13 protein-coding genes, 1 tRNA gene and 1 pseudogene are annotated in these 14,571 nt (G+C 69.3%); 2 read left to right on the plus strand and 13 right to left on the minus strand.

Going from position 1 to position 14,571, the window contains the following annotated elements; all coding sequences use genetic code 11:
- Nucleotides 1-12: 12 nt before the first annotated feature.
- The 12 genes from ABD080_RS13965 to ABD080_RS14020 all read right to left on the minus strand — a co-directional run bounded on the left by ABD080_RS13965 (nt 13) and on the right by ABD080_RS14020 (nt 12,534).
- Entirely contained in the window at nt 13-543 is a 531-nt protein-coding gene (locus ABD080_RS13965; protein ID WP_343905753.1) for a hypothetical protein, read from the minus strand.
- Nucleotides 544-558: 15 nt separating this feature from the next.
- Entirely contained in the window at nt 559-1,158 is a 600-nt protein-coding gene (locus tag ABD080_RS13970; protein ID WP_343905755.1) for an ImmA/IrrE family metallo-endopeptidase, read from the minus strand.
- Nucleotides 1,059-1,703 (minus strand): ArdC family protein, encoded by a 645-nt coding sequence (locus ABD080_RS16835; RefSeq protein ID WP_377827323.1) that lies wholly within the window; start codon nt 1,701-1,703, stop codon nt 1,059-1,061. Before ABD080_RS16835 ends, ABD080_RS13970 begins: the two co-directional genes overlap by 100 nt.
- Nucleotides 1,703-3,529 (minus strand): type IV secretory system conjugative DNA transfer family protein, encoded by a 1,827-nt coding sequence (locus tag ABD080_RS13980; RefSeq protein ID WP_343905759.1) that lies wholly within the window; start codon nt 3,527-3,529, stop codon nt 1,703-1,705. Before ABD080_RS13980 ends, ABD080_RS16835 begins: the two co-directional genes overlap by 1 nt.
- Entirely contained in the window at nt 3,516-5,036 is a 1,521-nt protein-coding gene (locus tag ABD080_RS13985) for an ATP-binding protein (protein ID WP_343905761.1), read from the minus strand. The genes ABD080_RS13980 and ABD080_RS13985 overlap by 14 nt, the downstream gene beginning before the upstream one ends.
- Complete coding sequence (locus ABD080_RS13990) at nt 5,036-6,496, minus strand: SCO6880 family protein (protein WP_343905763.1); 1,461 nt, start codon at nt 6,494-6,496, stop codon at nt 5,036-5,038. The genes ABD080_RS13985 and ABD080_RS13990 overlap by 1 nt, the downstream gene beginning before the upstream one ends.
- 27 nt (nt 6,497-6,523) lie before the next feature.
- Nucleotides 6,524-6,832 carry a hypothetical protein gene (locus ABD080_RS13995; protein WP_343905765.1) on the minus strand — a complete coding sequence of 103 codons (309 nt, stop codon included), beginning with the start codon at nt 6,830-6,832 and terminating at the stop codon, nt 6,524-6,526.
- A 131-nt stretch (nt 6,833-6,963) separates the two neighbouring features.
- The gene (locus tag ABD080_RS14000) at nt 6,964-7,263 is read right to left on the minus strand and encodes a hypothetical protein (protein ID WP_343905767.1); all 300 of its coding nucleotides are present in this window, start codon (nt 7,261-7,263) and stop codon (nt 6,964-6,966) included.
- Nucleotides 7,263-9,053 (minus strand): type IV secretion system protein, encoded by a 1,791-nt coding sequence (locus tag ABD080_RS14005; protein ID WP_343905769.1) that lies wholly within the window; start codon nt 9,051-9,053, stop codon nt 7,263-7,265. Before ABD080_RS14005 ends, ABD080_RS14000 begins: the two co-directional genes overlap by 1 nt.
- A gap of 3 nt (nt 9,054-9,056) precedes the next feature.
- Entirely contained in the window at nt 9,057-9,797 is a 741-nt protein-coding gene (locus tag ABD080_RS14010; RefSeq protein ID WP_343905771.1) for a hypothetical protein, read from the minus strand.
- 56 nt (nt 9,798-9,853) lie between these two features.
- Complete coding sequence (locus tag ABD080_RS14015) at nt 9,854-11,476, minus strand: hypothetical protein (protein WP_343905773.1); 1,623 nt, start codon at nt 11,474-11,476, stop codon at nt 9,854-9,856.
- Nucleotides 11,477-11,775: 299 nt separating this feature from the next.
- A complete protein-coding gene (locus ABD080_RS14020; RefSeq protein ID WP_343905775.1) occupies nt 11,776-12,534 on the minus strand; it encodes a hypothetical protein in 759 nt (252 codons plus the stop codon).
- Between the two features lie 516 nt (nt 12,535-13,050).
- On the opposite strand from ABD080_RS14020, the pseudogene ABD080_RS16840 reads away from it, so the two are divergent.
- Nucleotides 13,051-13,269: pseudogene (locus ABD080_RS16840) on the plus strand (helix-turn-helix domain-containing protein); the annotation flags it as partial.
- A gap of 74 nt (nt 13,270-13,343) precedes the next feature.
- Here the strand turns inward: ABD080_RS16840 and ABD080_RS14025 are convergent.
- Nucleotides 13,344-13,417 (minus strand) — tRNA-Lys (locus ABD080_RS14025).
- A 228-nt stretch (nt 13,418-13,645) separates the two neighbouring features.
- On the opposite strand from ABD080_RS14025, the gene ABD080_RS14030 reads away from it, so the two are divergent.
- Nucleotides 13,646-14,542, plus strand: a complete 897-nt coding sequence (locus ABD080_RS14030; protein WP_343905777.1) for an NAD-dependent epimerase/dehydratase family protein — start codon at nt 13,646-13,648, stop codon at nt 14,540-14,542.
- Nucleotides 14,543-14,571: the final 29 nt, after the last annotated feature.

The raw sequence follows: 14,571 nt of genomic DNA on the forward strand, positions 1-14,571 counted from the left end.
CTCGAACCCTTCTCATTGGCTCAGACGCGGCCCGCTGGAGCGTAACGACGCTGCTGGGTCCTCGTCCCGGATTCCCGCCGGCACCTGCCGTGCCAGGCGCTCTGCGTTGCGCTCTCGCACCGTCGCGGCTGGCGCTTGGGCCGGCGCGCGATCAGCGGGTGTGCGCCCGGCCGCGGCTTCGGACTGCTCCAGCCCATCGAGGACCGCGAGGCGTGCGCCTCGCAGCGTGGGGCCGTTGACCGCCAGCAGGTCCGCGGTCTCCCGCAGTGAGAGCCGTTGCCCCGCGGAATCGTGCTGGACGATCCACGGCCCATCGTCGCGGCCCAGCGACACCGTGACCTCATCGGTGGTGTCCGGTAGTCCCTCGCGGCCCAGGACCACCCGCGGCGGCTCGTCGGTCAGCATCGCCCGGCGCACCTCCAGGCCAGTACTGAACCCGGTCTCCCTCTCCCACTGCTCTGTCCATGCCTGCCAGCGTGAGTCGAAAGCGCGCCGCTGCGCGCCCTCCAGCTCCTCCGGATCTCGGTCGGTCGGTGTACTCATCGCTGCCTGCCTTTCTCATCGCCGGGCGCGCAGCGTCGGCCGCGGCCCGTCCTCGACCGGCGACTCCTCGCGGATCTTCGCCGGGGCCTGCGCCTCCATGCGCAGAGCGTTCCGTACGCGCCGCTGCTCAGGGCTCGGCGCGTTCGTTCCTTCGGGCTTGGGCGGTGCCCCGGTGCCGAGGTCCCCGCCCACCGGCATCCGGTCGATGGTGCCGTTGACCGCCTTCATCACCCGATCAGCAGCGCTCACGGTCATCTCGGCGGTGCGGCTGGGATCGGCGTGGTTCTGCCCGAACGTCCAGCCGGCGGCGTAGGCGTCCGACGAGGCCGAGGTGTCCATCCCGTGCAGCCCCGCGATGACGTGAGCGAACGTCTCCGCTTCAAACTCCATCTGCCCCCGGTGGGCCGAGCTGTTGAGCATGTCGGAGCCGGCCGCTGGGGAGTGCAGCTTGATGTGCCCCAGCTCGTGCAGCAGCGTGACCACCTGTTCGTTCTCGGCGCGGCTCGCATCGAAAGTCACGACCTTGGAGCGGAAGTCGGTGGTGCCCTCCGCGCCGGTCTGCCCGTTGACGGTGCTCGAGAGCGTGTAGCCCTCGGCCGCGATCTCCGCTTCCACGGCCTCGCGCAGCCCCTCCGGGACGAGGCCGGGGCTAGCGGCTCCCACGCCGGCAGCGCCGGGATCTCCGGCCCGTCCGTCTGGGAAATGTCGAAGACGGTCGCCGGCTTCACCCCGACCATCTTGGACTCCACCCGCTCCCCCGGGTTGGGCTTCTCCCGCGGCGCGAGCCGCCGCCACGAGTTCGCGTCCTGGGGCGTGGCCGAAGCGAACCTCGCGGTCACCGGCGAGAGGATCTGATAGCCCTTCTCGCCCTTGCGGACCTGCCGGCCCATCTCCTGAAACTGCTTGTATCCCGCGATCATGCTGGGCCGCTCCGGCCGCTGCGCCGGGTCCTCCTGCGCCTGGCAGCGCGCCTCCCACTGCTGATAGATCAGCATGGCGTTTCGGGGAGACCGGGATCGGAACTGCGCCACGAACGCCACCAGGTCTTGTGCTTCCGCACCGGTGGCGATCGCAGACACGCGATCAGCCATAGCCTCGGTCAGCTGCTCAACCTTCTGGGCTCGCTCAGCGAGGTACTCCTCGCGCGATTGCTTCGGCATCACTGCTCACCCTTCGGGCTCTCGGTGTTCGTCTCGGTCGCTCCCGGCACTGCCCCCGCAGCCACCGGACGAGAGTCCCCCAGCTCCCGATCCTTCTTCGTCGTGGGGTAGCGCCGGAAGGCCGGTTCCAGCTCCACCACGATGAGATGTTTCGTAGCCTCCACGACGCAGGCCAGACCGCGCCGCATCGTCTCAATCTGGCTCTTCTCCAGCACGTTCTCCTCGCGCTCGGAGTATGACCGACCCGGCTGTTCACCCCGCCGATTGGTGCTCACCGACTCCTGCACCACCGTGCGTGTCCCGCCGATCCGCGACAGCTCACTGAGCACCGAGTCATCAGACACGCCACCCAGTACAAACCGCTGGGTGGATGCCTGCCACAGTGCCCGCGCGCCGGCCGCGGCGTAGCGCAGCTCCGCTTGAGAGAGTGACTGGAACCCGGCCGTGGTCTGGATACCCAGACCACCGCCCTCGCTCATCATCCGCGGCAGCACCGGCAGCGTGCCGATGTTCCCGATCTCATCGAGGCTCAGGTGCATCGGCGGCTCGATCCGCCCGCCCGGAGCGCTGTTGGCCTGCACCACCGCGCGCCGCCACACCGCATCGACCAGCGTCAGCACCAGCGACGAGGCGTTGCCGTTCTCCTGGGCGATCAGGTAGATCGTGCCCGAGCGGCGCAGAAAGTCATCGACGTTCAGCTGCCCACCCTGGGGCCCGAACGTGTCGCGGATACGCGGGTCCACCAGGGCCGTGCCGACGTTCGCCGCTGGAGCCCACATATTCGCCCGGGTTTCCAAGTCGTCCATCTTCACCACGGACTCCAGCATCGCGGCCAGATCCTCTGAGCCCGGATGCTCCTGGAGGATCGTCAGAGCGTCCTCCGCGAACTTCGGATCAAAGCACCACTTCTGGAAGTCAGCCATGGTCGTCTCCGACGACAGAGCCGCAGCGTGCAGCAGCGGGGTGAACACCCGCTTGGTGACGTTCTCCCAGAAGTCGCCGTTCTGCACGCCAGTCGAGCCACCGGCGGCGAGCACCTTCGCCCGCGACAGCGCCTCGGTCACGTCCTCGCACCCGGACCACAGGCACCACCGCACCGAACCCGGCATCCCGGCCTCTGCACCCACGCCCTCGGGATCGCAGATCAGCATGGGACCGCCCAGCTTCTCCCGGTGCTCCCACGTCAGCCGCACCAGCTCCGTCTTCGTGGAGGTGGACAGGACCGCGCCGGGGGCCTCGATCAGCCGCGGCGCGATCACGTTCTGCGTCTTGCCGACCCGGCTCGCTGCCAGCAGCATCGTCGGGGTCTCAAACGTGGTGTACACCTTCACGCCCTGGCACCGGCCGTCATAGAAGGCGTAGTCGGTGACCCGGGGACGCCGGCCCTCGGGCACGAAGTCCGGCCGGATCTGCTTGCGCCGCGCCATGACGGAGCGCTCTCCGTACTCCCGTGCGACCACGCTCTTGTCCGGCAGGCCCTTCTCCTTCTGGATCTCCTGGCGCTGCTGCTCGCGCTGCCCGCGCACTGTGCGGAACATCGCCACGGCGAGGAACCCCACCACCGCCAGCAGCGCCGCGAACACCGCCCACACCGCAGAGGTGGAGCCGGCGCCGAGAGCGGCCCCGGCCTGCCCGGGTCCGGTGATCGCCGCCCACAGCTCCCCCGGGCCGGCGCTGTACGCCCGCCCGGTCAGCTTCGCCACGATCCAGCCGGCCCCCCACAGCAGCACCGGCGGCACCAGCACCACCAGCAGCAGGTACGGAAGTGCGGCATCGAGCCCTCCAGCTCGACGCCGCATCTCGTCTCTCGTGTCACGCCGCGCCATGGCTCACCATCCGCTCGTCGGTGTCGAACAGGGCCGCTTCGCGCTCGGTGCGCGTGACCTGGACCAGGCTCATCCGCTGCCCGATCCGCCAAAGGGACTGCCCGCGCCGCAACCGGGTCAGCAGGCTCGAAGCGGTGTCGGTCAGATCCAACATCTCCTGGGCCGCGGCCACGGCCTTGCCGGACTGCCGGAACGAGATCACGGTGGAGGAGTCGTTGACGAGGTTCGCGGCCATGGCGCGGGAGGCTTCCCCGCCGTCACCGGCCGTCTGGAGGTCTCCGAAGCCGTGCATCACGAGCACGTTGGAGATCCCCCAGTTGCGGGCGACCTTCCAGTGCTCCTGCATCCGGCGCAGCAGCGGGGGTCGCGCGAACACGCGCCACCCCTCGTCATAGATCATGTAGCGCCGCGAGTCGGTGCCGTCCATCAGCGCCGACTCCATCCACGACGAGGTGCAGGTCATCACCACGTCCAGCAGCTCACTGCCGCGCAGCCGCGACACGTCCACCGAGACCATCGGATCGGACGGGTCGAACTGCACCCCATCCGAGCGACGATCCAGAACGCCACTGAGCGCGCCGGTCGTCAGCCGCGCCAGCGCGTGCCCGACCTCCCGCGAGTTCGTGGCGACCTCAGCGAGGCTGCTGAACCCATCGGGCACCTTGCCGTCGCTGTTCGTCTGCGGGTTGAACAGCTCGTGAACGACCTCAGCGAGTGTCGGTTCCTCCTGCTCGCGCCGCTCGACCTGCTCCAGCGCGTAGGCCAGGGCGCTACGCTCCATGGCCCACAGCTCCCGGTTCAGCAGCCGCTCCGCGATCGACTCCAGCAGCATCGCGCGCCGGTTCCGGGAGGTGATGACCCACTCCTGTTCGCTGATCGAGGGAGGCCGGTGGATCGGGTTGGCCAGCGGGTTGATCCGCGCCAGCATCCCCGGGCCGATCTCAAACGCGGAGCCGCCGATCGCGCGGCACGGCCCCGTCCACTCTCCCTTCACGTCAGCCGGGACATAGGAGCGGCACATGAACGCTGCCCCCCGGCTGGTCAGCACCTTGACGAGGGTTGACTTCCCCTCCCCCACCTTGCCGCTGATGATGATGTTCGGATCGGAGATGATCCCCTCCTTGTACAGGTCAAACGGCCCGTACACGAAGGCGCTGCCCCCCAGCAGGTTCCGGCCCACCATCGTCCCCTTGGTCCCCAGCCCGGGGTCCGCCAGGAACGGGTACGCCAGCCCCAGAATCCCCGAGTCCGCCCGATGGGTCGGCGCGACGAAGGATCGGGACGTGCGCAGCGCCGTCGGCCCGTCCTCGCCGGCCGCAGGCAGGAAGTCCCGCGACCGCCAGGCCGCTTTCTCCTGCTCCGCGACCCGCGCCCGCTGTGCGGCCTCCTGCTTGTGCGCATCGATGAACAGCCGGCGCTCAGCCTTGCGCAGCTCGCGCAGCTCCTCCCTCGACAGCTCCCCGAACCGGGCTCGCATCACCCGGCGCTTCGTGCGTTCCTCCAGCATCACAGGCCCCTTCCGAACGGCAGCGCCCCGGCGATGAACGCCGACGCCTGCTCTCCACCGATGATCCGCAGCTCGCACCCCGACCGCAGCGCGGCCGTGCGGACCTGCTCTGTCGCCATGCGCAGCTCATCGAGGGTGTGCCCCGAGACCGTCACCAGGCCCGCGAAGTTCAGCGCGCCGTGCCCGGACTCCAGCGCTTCCTCCTCGCGCGCCAGCGCAGCCCGCTCGCGCTTGCGCTCCACGGTGTCCACGGCCCCCGACTTCCGCTCCCAGATCCGCGAGGTTTCGGCCGAGGTCGAAGCTCGCCGCGCCTGGGCCATGGCCTTCCGCGTGGGGATCGGCTCGCAGATCAGCGCGAAGGTGTGCCGCACCTGAGCAACCACGAGGTGCTGGAGGAACCCCGCCGTGGTGGCCTTGCGCGGCCACTCCACCACCAGCAGCACCCGCTGATAGCCGGCCTCGGTCCGCAGGTAGGTGAACGACTCATCCAGCCCCATCGGCCCGGCCCCCGCCAGGGACCGGCCCACCTCCCGGTGCGCCTCCAGCTCCGGCTGCACGTCCGGGTCATAGGCGGTTCGCGCCAGCACCGCCACATCGTCAGAGCCGACCCAGGACACGAACGACAGGGACGCCTCCGTGAACTGCGACCGCACGTACTCCATGCGGCTGCGCAGCACCTCCGCGCCGCCGGCCACACCGCCGCCAGCCTGGCGGATCAGCGCGGCAACCCCGCCGACCTTCATGTCCAGCGTGATCGAGACGAACGATTCATGACGGATCGAGTCGGTGCGGGAGCGCGAGAGGTAGTCGGCGTACGCCTCGTACGCGGCCGGGGAGACCTGATCGCTGCCGTGCTCTTGGAACCAGGCATTGATCTCCTCGCCGCCGTCGCTGACCGACCGCAGCAGCACCCCGACCCGAGTCACGCCGTTGGAGGAATCGGTGCAGAAGCTCGACAGCAACGACCCCCACGCCCCAGCCACCACGTCCTGCCGCGACCCCTCCGCCAAAGCGAAGGAGTCCATCGGCTCGACCTTGGCGATCGCCGTCAGCCGCCTCGCACTCGGGTCATGGAGCAGTCCCGCCCCGGTGCGCTCATCGACCAGCACCCGCAGCCGAGCAGCATCCCCCGGGAGCCCCAGCGTCCCAATGGGACGAGGGGCCAGCGGTCGCACCCGGTAGGAAGTCTGACCCCGCACCTTGCGACGGGCCCACTGCCCCAGCAGCGGCACCCACTGAATCAGCGGCCGACCGGTAAACCAGGTCGGCACCAGCGCCAGCGCCACCACGATGACGGCCGCGAAGAACAGCCACCGTCCCGTCATGAACGCCGCGATCAGGCTCACGAACGCGATGCCGACCAGCACCAGCTGGGCCTTCCCCAGGCCCATGATGAGGCCGCGGCCCGACAGCCTCGGGAACCGGGCAGTGACCCGGCGCTCCTCCATATCCACAGCCATACCGGCCTCCTCTTTCCCTCCTCCTGGTCAGGAGAAGATCGTCACGCCCTGGCCCGCGAAGAACCCGATCGCCGCGTTGGCACCCGCGCAGATGATCGCCACGGCCGCAGCCACAGCGAGGATCTTCACGCCCACGCTGCCGACGCCGGGCCGGTTGCTCAACGCGCCGAAGCCCCACACGATCGCGCCCGCGATCAGCACGGCCACGGCCGCGAGAATGCCGACGTTCATCAGCGTTCCCACCACATCGACCAGGAACGTCCGCACTCCGGGAGGCAGTGCATCCCACGTCGGCGAAACACCCGGGTCGGTTCCTGCCACCAGTTCGTCCAGCATCTCTGGCTCCTTCACGACTCATCGGCGGTGCCTCTCACCGCCCATGCAGGGACAAGCCAGCCCGTCACGACACACGAGGAGGGGGTGCCCCGGCTTCCGCCGAGACACCCCCCACCGTTCCTCGAGCTGCGCTAGTTCCAGATAGAGATGGCCTGCTGTCCGAACCACGCGATCCAGGTGTTCAGACCCGCCGCGACGATCGCGCACGCGACCGCTCCGACGATGGTCTGCACGCCGTTCTGACTCAGGCCCGGACGCTGGAGCACGACGCCCGTACCCCAGAGGATCGCCCCGATGATCAGCGCCGCGACGGTGGCCAGGATCGCCGCGTTGGCGATCGTTCCCGCGACAGAGATCAGCAGCTCCCGCGCCGAGTCCATGCCGTCACTGACCGGCACCAGCGGCCTGACCGGATCGTCACCCTCACCCATCACTTGCTCCCTTCCGCGTTCTCACCGGTCACCGGGATCTCTAGCGGAGCGCTTGCCGGTGCGGGTGGGAAGTCCCAGGACACGGGCTCCTGCGAGGTCCCCGTGTCCGTGGCCACTGGTGCCGGCTCCGGCAGCGGCATCTGCGCCGCCGGTGCAACGTCCACCGGGGCGCTGCTCTCGGTGCCACCCGGCGGTGCCTCGACCGGTGCCGGCTCCCCCGCCGCCGGCCCCTCGCCGCTCATCGGCACATCGCCGCTCATCGGCACATCGCTCCCCACCGGAGCAGAGCTGCCACCGTCCCCGGCACTCTCCCCCGGTGCCGGACCCTCCGAGGAGTACGGCTGCTCGCCACCCGCAGTGCTCGATCCACCAGCGGGGCCGTCCCCGCCCGTCTCGGTCGTCTCGGTCGTCTCCGAGACCGCGCCGCCGATGTTCTCCTGCACGCCGTCTGTGACGCCCTCTCCGGCCTCTCCAGCCTCAGAAGCCACCTCGCTTGCGACCACGGCGCCGGCAGCGAGGCCACCGCTCCCGGCCGTCGCGGCGACCGCCGCGCCCTTGCCGGTCTCAGCCGCCGTGTCACCGCCCCCAGCGCCGTCACCGCCGGCCTCCCCACCGACCAGGCCCGGATTCGCGCCCTGGCCCGAGCCACCGCCACCGTCAAGCAACGAGGACAGCCGCCCACTGGCCTTCTGCCCAGCCGACAGCGCGGACGCGGGCACGGAGGAGAGCGCTCCCTGCGCGCCGTCGGCAGCACCCTGGAGTTCCCGCACACCGGCCTCACCCATCCAGCCGAACAGCGCGAAGCACGCCACCGGCATGAACGCCGCCAGAATCAGCATCAGCACCCCGGACAGGACCGTGGTCAGCCCCGGCAGCGGATCAGCGCTGACGGCACCGGACTGGATGGTCGAGGTGACCGCCAGGACGCCCAGGCCCATGACGACGACGATCGCCAACTTGGTGAAGATCAGCGCCACCATCCAGCCCAGCCAGATCGACGCCCACCGCCGAGTCGGCCCCCACGCCAGCCCGGACAGGCACAGCGGACCGACCACGATCACGATGTACAGCAGCATGTTCCGAGCCACCAGTGCCAGGCCGATGATGACGCACGCGACCATCAGCAACCCCGCGGCCGCAATGCAGATCAGCGACGTGGCAATGACCCCTCCCGCCGGCACTTCCCAGGGCGAGATCGGGCCAGCGACTTCCGCGCCGCCGACGAGGTTCCCCACCAAGGTCCCCAGCTGCACCACCGCCGCCATGACCTCATCCACGAACTGGTCACCATCAGCGAGGGTCGCTCTCAGCATCCCGTCTGCCACGGCATCGACCGCCCGCACCGCTATGGCCGTCAACGGCACCAGCGCCACCGTTCCCAGCACCGACACCCCCGCGCCGATGAAGGCATCCCGCGCACCGGTGAGCGCCTGCGCCCGGACCGACGCCGATATGATGCGGATCGCCGCGAACGCCACGATCAGCGGCAGGCTGATGAAGAAGATCCGGCCACCCATCGTGTAAATGAACTCCCCGGTCACCTGGGGCTCGGACAGCTGGAGCATCAGATCCACGATCAGATGGAACAGCACCTGCGTGCCGTCCACGACGGCTTGCGCGAAGTCCCACAGGAACTCCTCGGCCTTGCCCTCGATCACGTCTCCCACAGCGTCCTTGGCCGCATTCCCCACCAGGCTCAAACCTCCCCCGACCACAGTCGCGCCGGCCGACACGATGCCGCCACCCAGCGTTACGCCCGCTCCTGCAAGGTCCTCCAACAGGTCACCCATGACTCAGCCCTCCTCCGCTGCTTTCGAGAGAGTGCCGGGAAGAGCGAGGAACACCGTGCAGTCCTCGCCTTCGGGGCACAGCATTGCAACCGTCCAGCTCACCGTGCCCATGTCCCTCTGCTTGCGGAGCCCGTCCTCTGGATCAGTGACCTCGCGCAGCAGCGTCCCCTGAACTCCCATGACCACCAGACCCTCGCCCGTCAGGTACTCCCGCGCCTCGTGCGAGCCCTCCACCGACAGCGGCGCAAAAACGTCCAGGAACGCCCCGGTATCGGCCGTGGTCACCTTCTGCGCCGTAAACGTGTCCGTCGTCTTGTACTGCGCCCGATCCGCCCACGGGTCCTGCTCCCACGCCGTAGTGACAACCTGCTGCGCCCACTGCTGAGGCGTCGTCGGCTCCCCGCCCTCGTTCGGAATCTCCGGCGCAGCCGACGCGATCGTCGCCACGTAGTACGCCTCCTGGAACCGGGCCGTATCCCCACTGCCCAGCACCTCCGCGACCGCGGGCGCCAGCTCCTGGGGCTCACTCGTGCTCGGCAGCGGCAGCACCACCGGGTTCGCTTCCTGGGTCGGATCATCCAGCCCGACCACGCTGGGCTCCTCGCTCGTGGGTCTCACGTCGATCCTCTCGTCCTCCGGCACCGTGGAAAACTGGCCCACCACCGCAAGGGCGATGATGACCAGAACGATCGCCCCCACAGCAGCCAGCGCCACTTGAACCTTGCGCACCCTGAAAATCCACATAGCAGCTCCTCCGTCTATCTGTCCTCATCGACAAGCGCGCCCACCACGACACAGCGCTAAGCGACGCCCACGAGCTCCGGTTCAAATCCAACATCCGGCGGAGGACCATCCCGCACCACCGCCGCCCACCACTCGGCCGAGACCGCGTGGCGCGACAGGTGCTCGATCCACGCGCGCCGCTCGGCACGGAACCGCTCGACCAGCAGCCCCACGACCAGAGCCGCACCTACGCGCTCGGCCACCTCCCCCAGACGTGACGGCACCGCCAGCAACCGGCCCCTGCCGTCGCGCTCGATCAATCCCCAGGCCAGCAGCAACTCCAGTGCTTCATAGGCCGCTGACCTCGACACCGCCGCACGCACCCGGGCCGTCTCGATCGAGGGAGCCCCGTGCTCGATCGCCTCGAAGACGAGTGCCGCCACGACGCCGAGCTCGCGGAAGACCGGCCGCAGGGCGTGAACCTTCCCGCTCGGCAGCTCAACGTGCTCGACGCGCTCGGCGTGACGGGCAGGAATGCGGAGTTCGTACAGGTCAGCACGGGTTCCCTCCCCTTCTCGTACCAGCACCAGCCAGGGGTCCTCAGCAGATCGCAGCTCGGCTAGGACGCGAGAGACCGTCGACGGCTGCACCGGGAGAGCCAGCGACAGAGAGCGCACCCCGAACTCGATGTGCCGGGAGCCCTTCTGATGAGCAGCAGCAGCCAGAGCCCGCAGTAGGAACCGTGCGTGCATCCCCCGTGGCCCGGACAGCTCCAGCGCCTCTACCTCAGCCAGCACCGCTCGCCAACGGCGGATGAAGCGATGCTCGTCAATCGCGATCTCTTCGTTCGTGCGAGCCCTGGGTGCCCCCCTCGTGACTTCCACTCCCTCGCTTGTGTTGCAGTGACGGACAGACTTCTGCATGCGCTGGCTGTTCGCCACGAAAGCGACGGCCTTCCGCCACTCTTTGCCGAGCAGCTGCCCCGGCTTGCTCGCGTTCTGGAACAGCTCGACCAGGCCCGCCCAGCGCCCGTCCTCCACCCGGGCCACCACGTCCTCAAAACGCAGTCCCGCCCGTGCCGCCGCGCACAGCACCGCCATACGCGCCGTGGAGCGATCCCCGTAGCCGGCCTCCCGGTACAGCCCCTCCTGAGCCAGCCTCACGAAGCGCGGAGCCATGACCCGGCCGACGAACGGTGCGTTCAGCACCGCCGCCTCCTCCTCCAGCTCCTCCAGGGGCCGCGCCAGCGTCATTGCCTCGCGCGCCCCCGCAGCCAGCTCCTCGGTCAGCTCCCGGCGCAGTGCTCCCAGTACCTCGGAGCCGTTGCGCATCAGCAGCACCCGCCGCGCCGTATCCAGCGGCGTGACCAGCTCCTGGTAGCCGCTGCCGTCCTTGTAGGGAGAGCCCGGTGTACGGATACAGCCCGAGGTCGCCCCGGTGGTGTGAGGCAGCGGATCAACGCCCGGGAAGCGGCGCGCCAGTGCTTTCGCCAGCGTCCCTGCCTCCTCGACGCTCAGACCGTCGCGCAGCGGCACGTAGACGTGATGCTTGCCCGCGGGAGACCGGTCTACGACGACTCGTGCTCCGCAGCGCTCCAGCAGTGCCACGATCCGGTGCAGCAGCTCCAGCCCATCGGCGCCGGGCACGTCCACATCGACCACCAGCGTCCGGCAACGCGCCTGCGAGTTGTACAGCAGCACCGCCGCTGGCCTGTCCGGCACTTCTGCCGTCAAGTCCCGCTCATCGCGCGTGGAGTACTGCCACTTGCTCCTACGACCGTCCCAGCGTCCTATACGAACGCGCGATCGGCCCGCGATCAGCTGGCCCAGCGCCCACAGCGATGCTTGATCCGCTGTCACCGTCCGACGTACCATGAGAGCCGTATCTCCTGTCGATCTACGTGGTTGATGGGGTTCAGGACTCGGAACAGGCCGCCAAAACCTTGAAGTTCCGAATCCGCTTTCCGGAGCGCCGGCCCACGGGTCGGCGCTCCGTTCGTCTATGCCGTCATGCGCCTCGGCCGCGCCGTCTCTGAGGGGTCAGGGAACAGGGCGGGCTGACGACCTGCCTCGCGCCGTACCCGACCGGGCCGCGCCGCCACCGTGCGCGCGTTCCGGACATGCCACGGGGAGACCTTCACGGAGTCCCCCTCACGCACCGCCCGGGCGCACTCCGCCAGCAACGACCACTCCGGGTGCCGCTCCGTCCCGAACAGCAGCCACGCGAACGCTTGCGCCTGCGCACGATCGAAGGACCCCCTCAACGAAGGGAGCTCCTTCATGAACAGCCCGACCCGCCGCCGCGACGTCGCGGCGGTCATGCCTACCCCCGCATCGCCTGTCAACGCGGCTGTCCCAGCCACCTCCAGACCTCGGTGAATTGCTTCTGGCCGAACACCGAACCTCTGCGCGAGCACGGAGACGAAGGTGCCAACGACCATGCGCACTTCCGGCGCAGGTTCGCTCGGGCCGCGGGCCCATGGGCGCTCTACGGCCAACCGGTCTAAGGGGTCGGTCTCTAGCGCGCCGGCCAGTTCGTCGAAATGAAGGATCCGCGATGATCCCCGCGTGACCTGACGTGAACCAGTCCCCATCTGTCCGGACAGTTCGGCACGGGACAGATTTGCGGCCACCGCACCCACGACATAGCCGAGCGGTCTCTCCATCGCCAGGATCCGCCGCACGTTCTGCGGCAGAGACACTCGCTCAGGCCCCTGCACCACGAGGATTGCCTCAGTAATCGCATCAGCGGGATCCACCAGCAATGAGCCTCCTCGCGGACCACGGTCCCGGCCAGCAATCATTCGTGCGAACACGCGCTGCATCAGCGAAACGAAGTTGTCCCCAGCAGGGCCGGTCCACCCGTCAGGGTCCGCGGCCAGGCACTCCATGACGCGACGGAACTCCTCCGCCTCAGCCCCCCGGCTCGCCGTCACAGCCGAGCCTCTTCGTGCACCCCGTGCTTCCGCCGCCCGGCACGGGTCTCTTCGGCAGCGAGCAGCCACTTTCTGAGCATGTCGCCTTTGACGACGACTGCACCCTCGGTCTCAACCGCTAGTCGCTCCGCGAGTTGGCCCCAGTTGGGAGGCCGCACGGAGCGACGTTGCTCCATTGCCCACTCCCAGAGCCCCCCGTGGCCTGACAGTCGAAGGAGCAGGTCTGCGTACGGCGCCTGACTTCTCATGGAGTGAACGGTACTTCAATAAAGCGAACTTGTGAACCATGGATTGTATGCTGCGCTAGACCAGTGCGCCGCAGGACAGTAGATTGCACCTATGACTACTCAGCCAGACCACTCAGCTGCGCCTACCGCCGACGAGCGGATTGCAGCCGCAGTCCGAGCGCTCGCGGCCGGGCGCGGCGTACGTGCCGTCGACCTTGCGCCGATCATCGGGATCGGAAAGACGCGAGTCTTCGCCAAGTTGAAGGGCGAGGCGATGTGGAAGGCCAGCGAAGTGGAGGCCGTCGCCGAGTACTTCGACGTCTCGGTGGCCGACCTCTTCGACGGCCTCGGTTTGTTCCGAGACGCGAAGAGGCCCCACCGAATCGGTGGGGCCTCTCTCGCGGGTGCGCCATCAGGGACTCGAACCCCGGACCCGCTGATTAAGAGTCAGCTGCTCTAACCAACTGAGCTAATGGCGCCAACGGAGAAGAACATTACCGTCCGTCCGGCCGTGCGCCAACTCCAGAGGGCCCTCTGTGAGGGAGCTGACAGCGACGACCGCCCGGCGCGCCCGCCACGGCCCCGCGCCCGCCATCCAGCCGACTCCCCGGCCCCACCTGGAGGATCGCCTAGACTCGACCTCCTAGACTCGGACGCCCGGACCGTCGCACCCCGGGCGGTCCGCCACCACCGCACAGGAGGTCTGCGTGAGGATCGCCGTCACCGGAGCCACCGGCGTGCTCGGCCAGGAGGCCGTCGAGGCGCTGGTCGCCGCGGGCCACGAGGTCACGGGGGTCACCCGTCGTGACTCCGGCGTCCCCATCATCGAGGGGCGCGGCGGCAGCGCCGTCGTCGCGGACGTCTTCTCCTCCGGGGACCTCGCCCGCGCGTTCCGCGGCCACGACGTCGTCATCAACACCCTCGCCCACGTGCCCGTCGGCATGTCCGGCCTGCGGCCCCTCGCCTGGCGCGAGGACGACCGCCTCCACCTCGAGGCCTCCGTCGCGATCGCCGAGGCCGCCGCGCGCTCCGGTGCCAGGCGCCTGGTCCAGGAGTCCACGGTGTACCTCTACCCGAGCAACGGATCGGACTGGATCGGCGAGGACGAACCGCTCTCCGTGCGCAACCAGGCGTTCCGCCCGCGCGTCCGGGAGATGCGCGCCGCCGTCGACTTCGCGACCGCGGGCCGCACCGCCGTCGTGCTGCGCCTCGGCCAGCTGTTCGGCCGTGACCAGCACACCACGCATGCCCTGAAGGCTGTCCGCCAGGGCGACCCGATCCTCCTGGGCGGCCAGCAGGACTACATCACCCTGCTGCACCACAGCGACGCGGGCCGCGCCTTCGTGGCCGCCCTCCGCGCCGGCAGCGGGTTCTACAACGTGGGCGGGGAGCCGATCACGAAGGGCCGCTGGGCGAAGGACCTCGCCACGGAGGCCGGCGCCTCGGCCCCGGCGAAGTTCTACCCGGAGATCACGCAGGCGATCGTCGGCACCCGGCTCGAGACGCAGCGGCGCTCGCTGCGCGTCTCCTCGGTGCGCTTCATGTCGGAGACGGGCTGGCGCCCCACCGTCGGCCCCTCCACCCCGGGCTGGTCCCGGCGCTGAGCGCAGCAGCTCCCTGAGCAGCGCGAGGG

The organism is Brachybacterium rhamnosum, assembly GCF_039526185.1.
Taxonomy (GTDB): Bacteria; Actinomycetota; Actinomycetes; order Actinomycetales; family Dermabacteraceae; genus Brachybacterium; species Brachybacterium rhamnosum.

What these genes read in the sequence shown, in the direction of transcription:
- ABD080_RS13965 (WP_343905753.1), bottom strand. Translation starts at nt 543, where the DNA reads ATGAGTACACCGACCGACCGAGATCCGGAGGAGCTGGAGGGCGCGCAG.
- ABD080_RS16835 (WP_377827323.1), bottom strand. Translation starts at nt 1,703, where the DNA reads ATGCCGAAGCAATCGCGCGAGGAGTACCTCGCTGAGCGAGCCCAGAAG.
- ABD080_RS13980 (WP_343905759.1), bottom strand. Translation starts at nt 3,529, where the DNA reads ATGGCGCGGCGTGACACGAGAGACGAGATGCGGCGTCGAGCTGGAGGG.
- ABD080_RS13985 (WP_343905761.1), bottom strand. Translation starts at nt 5,036, where the DNA reads ATGCTGGAGGAACGCACGAAGCGCCGGGTGATGCGAGCCCGGTTCGGG.
- ABD080_RS13990 (WP_343905763.1), bottom strand. Translation starts at nt 6,496, where the DNA reads ATGGCTGTGGATATGGAGGAGCGCCGGGTCACTGCCCGGTTCCCGAGG.
- ABD080_RS13995 (WP_343905765.1), bottom strand. Translation starts at nt 6,832, where the DNA reads ATGCTGGACGAACTGGTGGCAGGAACCGACCCGGGTGTTTCGCCGACG.
- ABD080_RS14000 (WP_343905767.1), bottom strand. Translation starts at nt 7,263, where the DNA reads ATGGGTGAGGGTGACGATCCGGTCAGGCCGCTGGTGCCGGTCAGTGAC.
- ABD080_RS14005 (WP_343905769.1), bottom strand. Translation starts at nt 9,053, where the DNA reads ATGGGTGACCTGTTGGAGGACCTTGCAGGAGCGGGCGTAACGCTGGGT.
- ABD080_RS14010 (WP_343905771.1), bottom strand. Translation starts at nt 9,797, where the DNA reads ATGTGGATTTTCAGGGTGCGCAAGGTTCAAGTGGCGCTGGCTGCTGTG.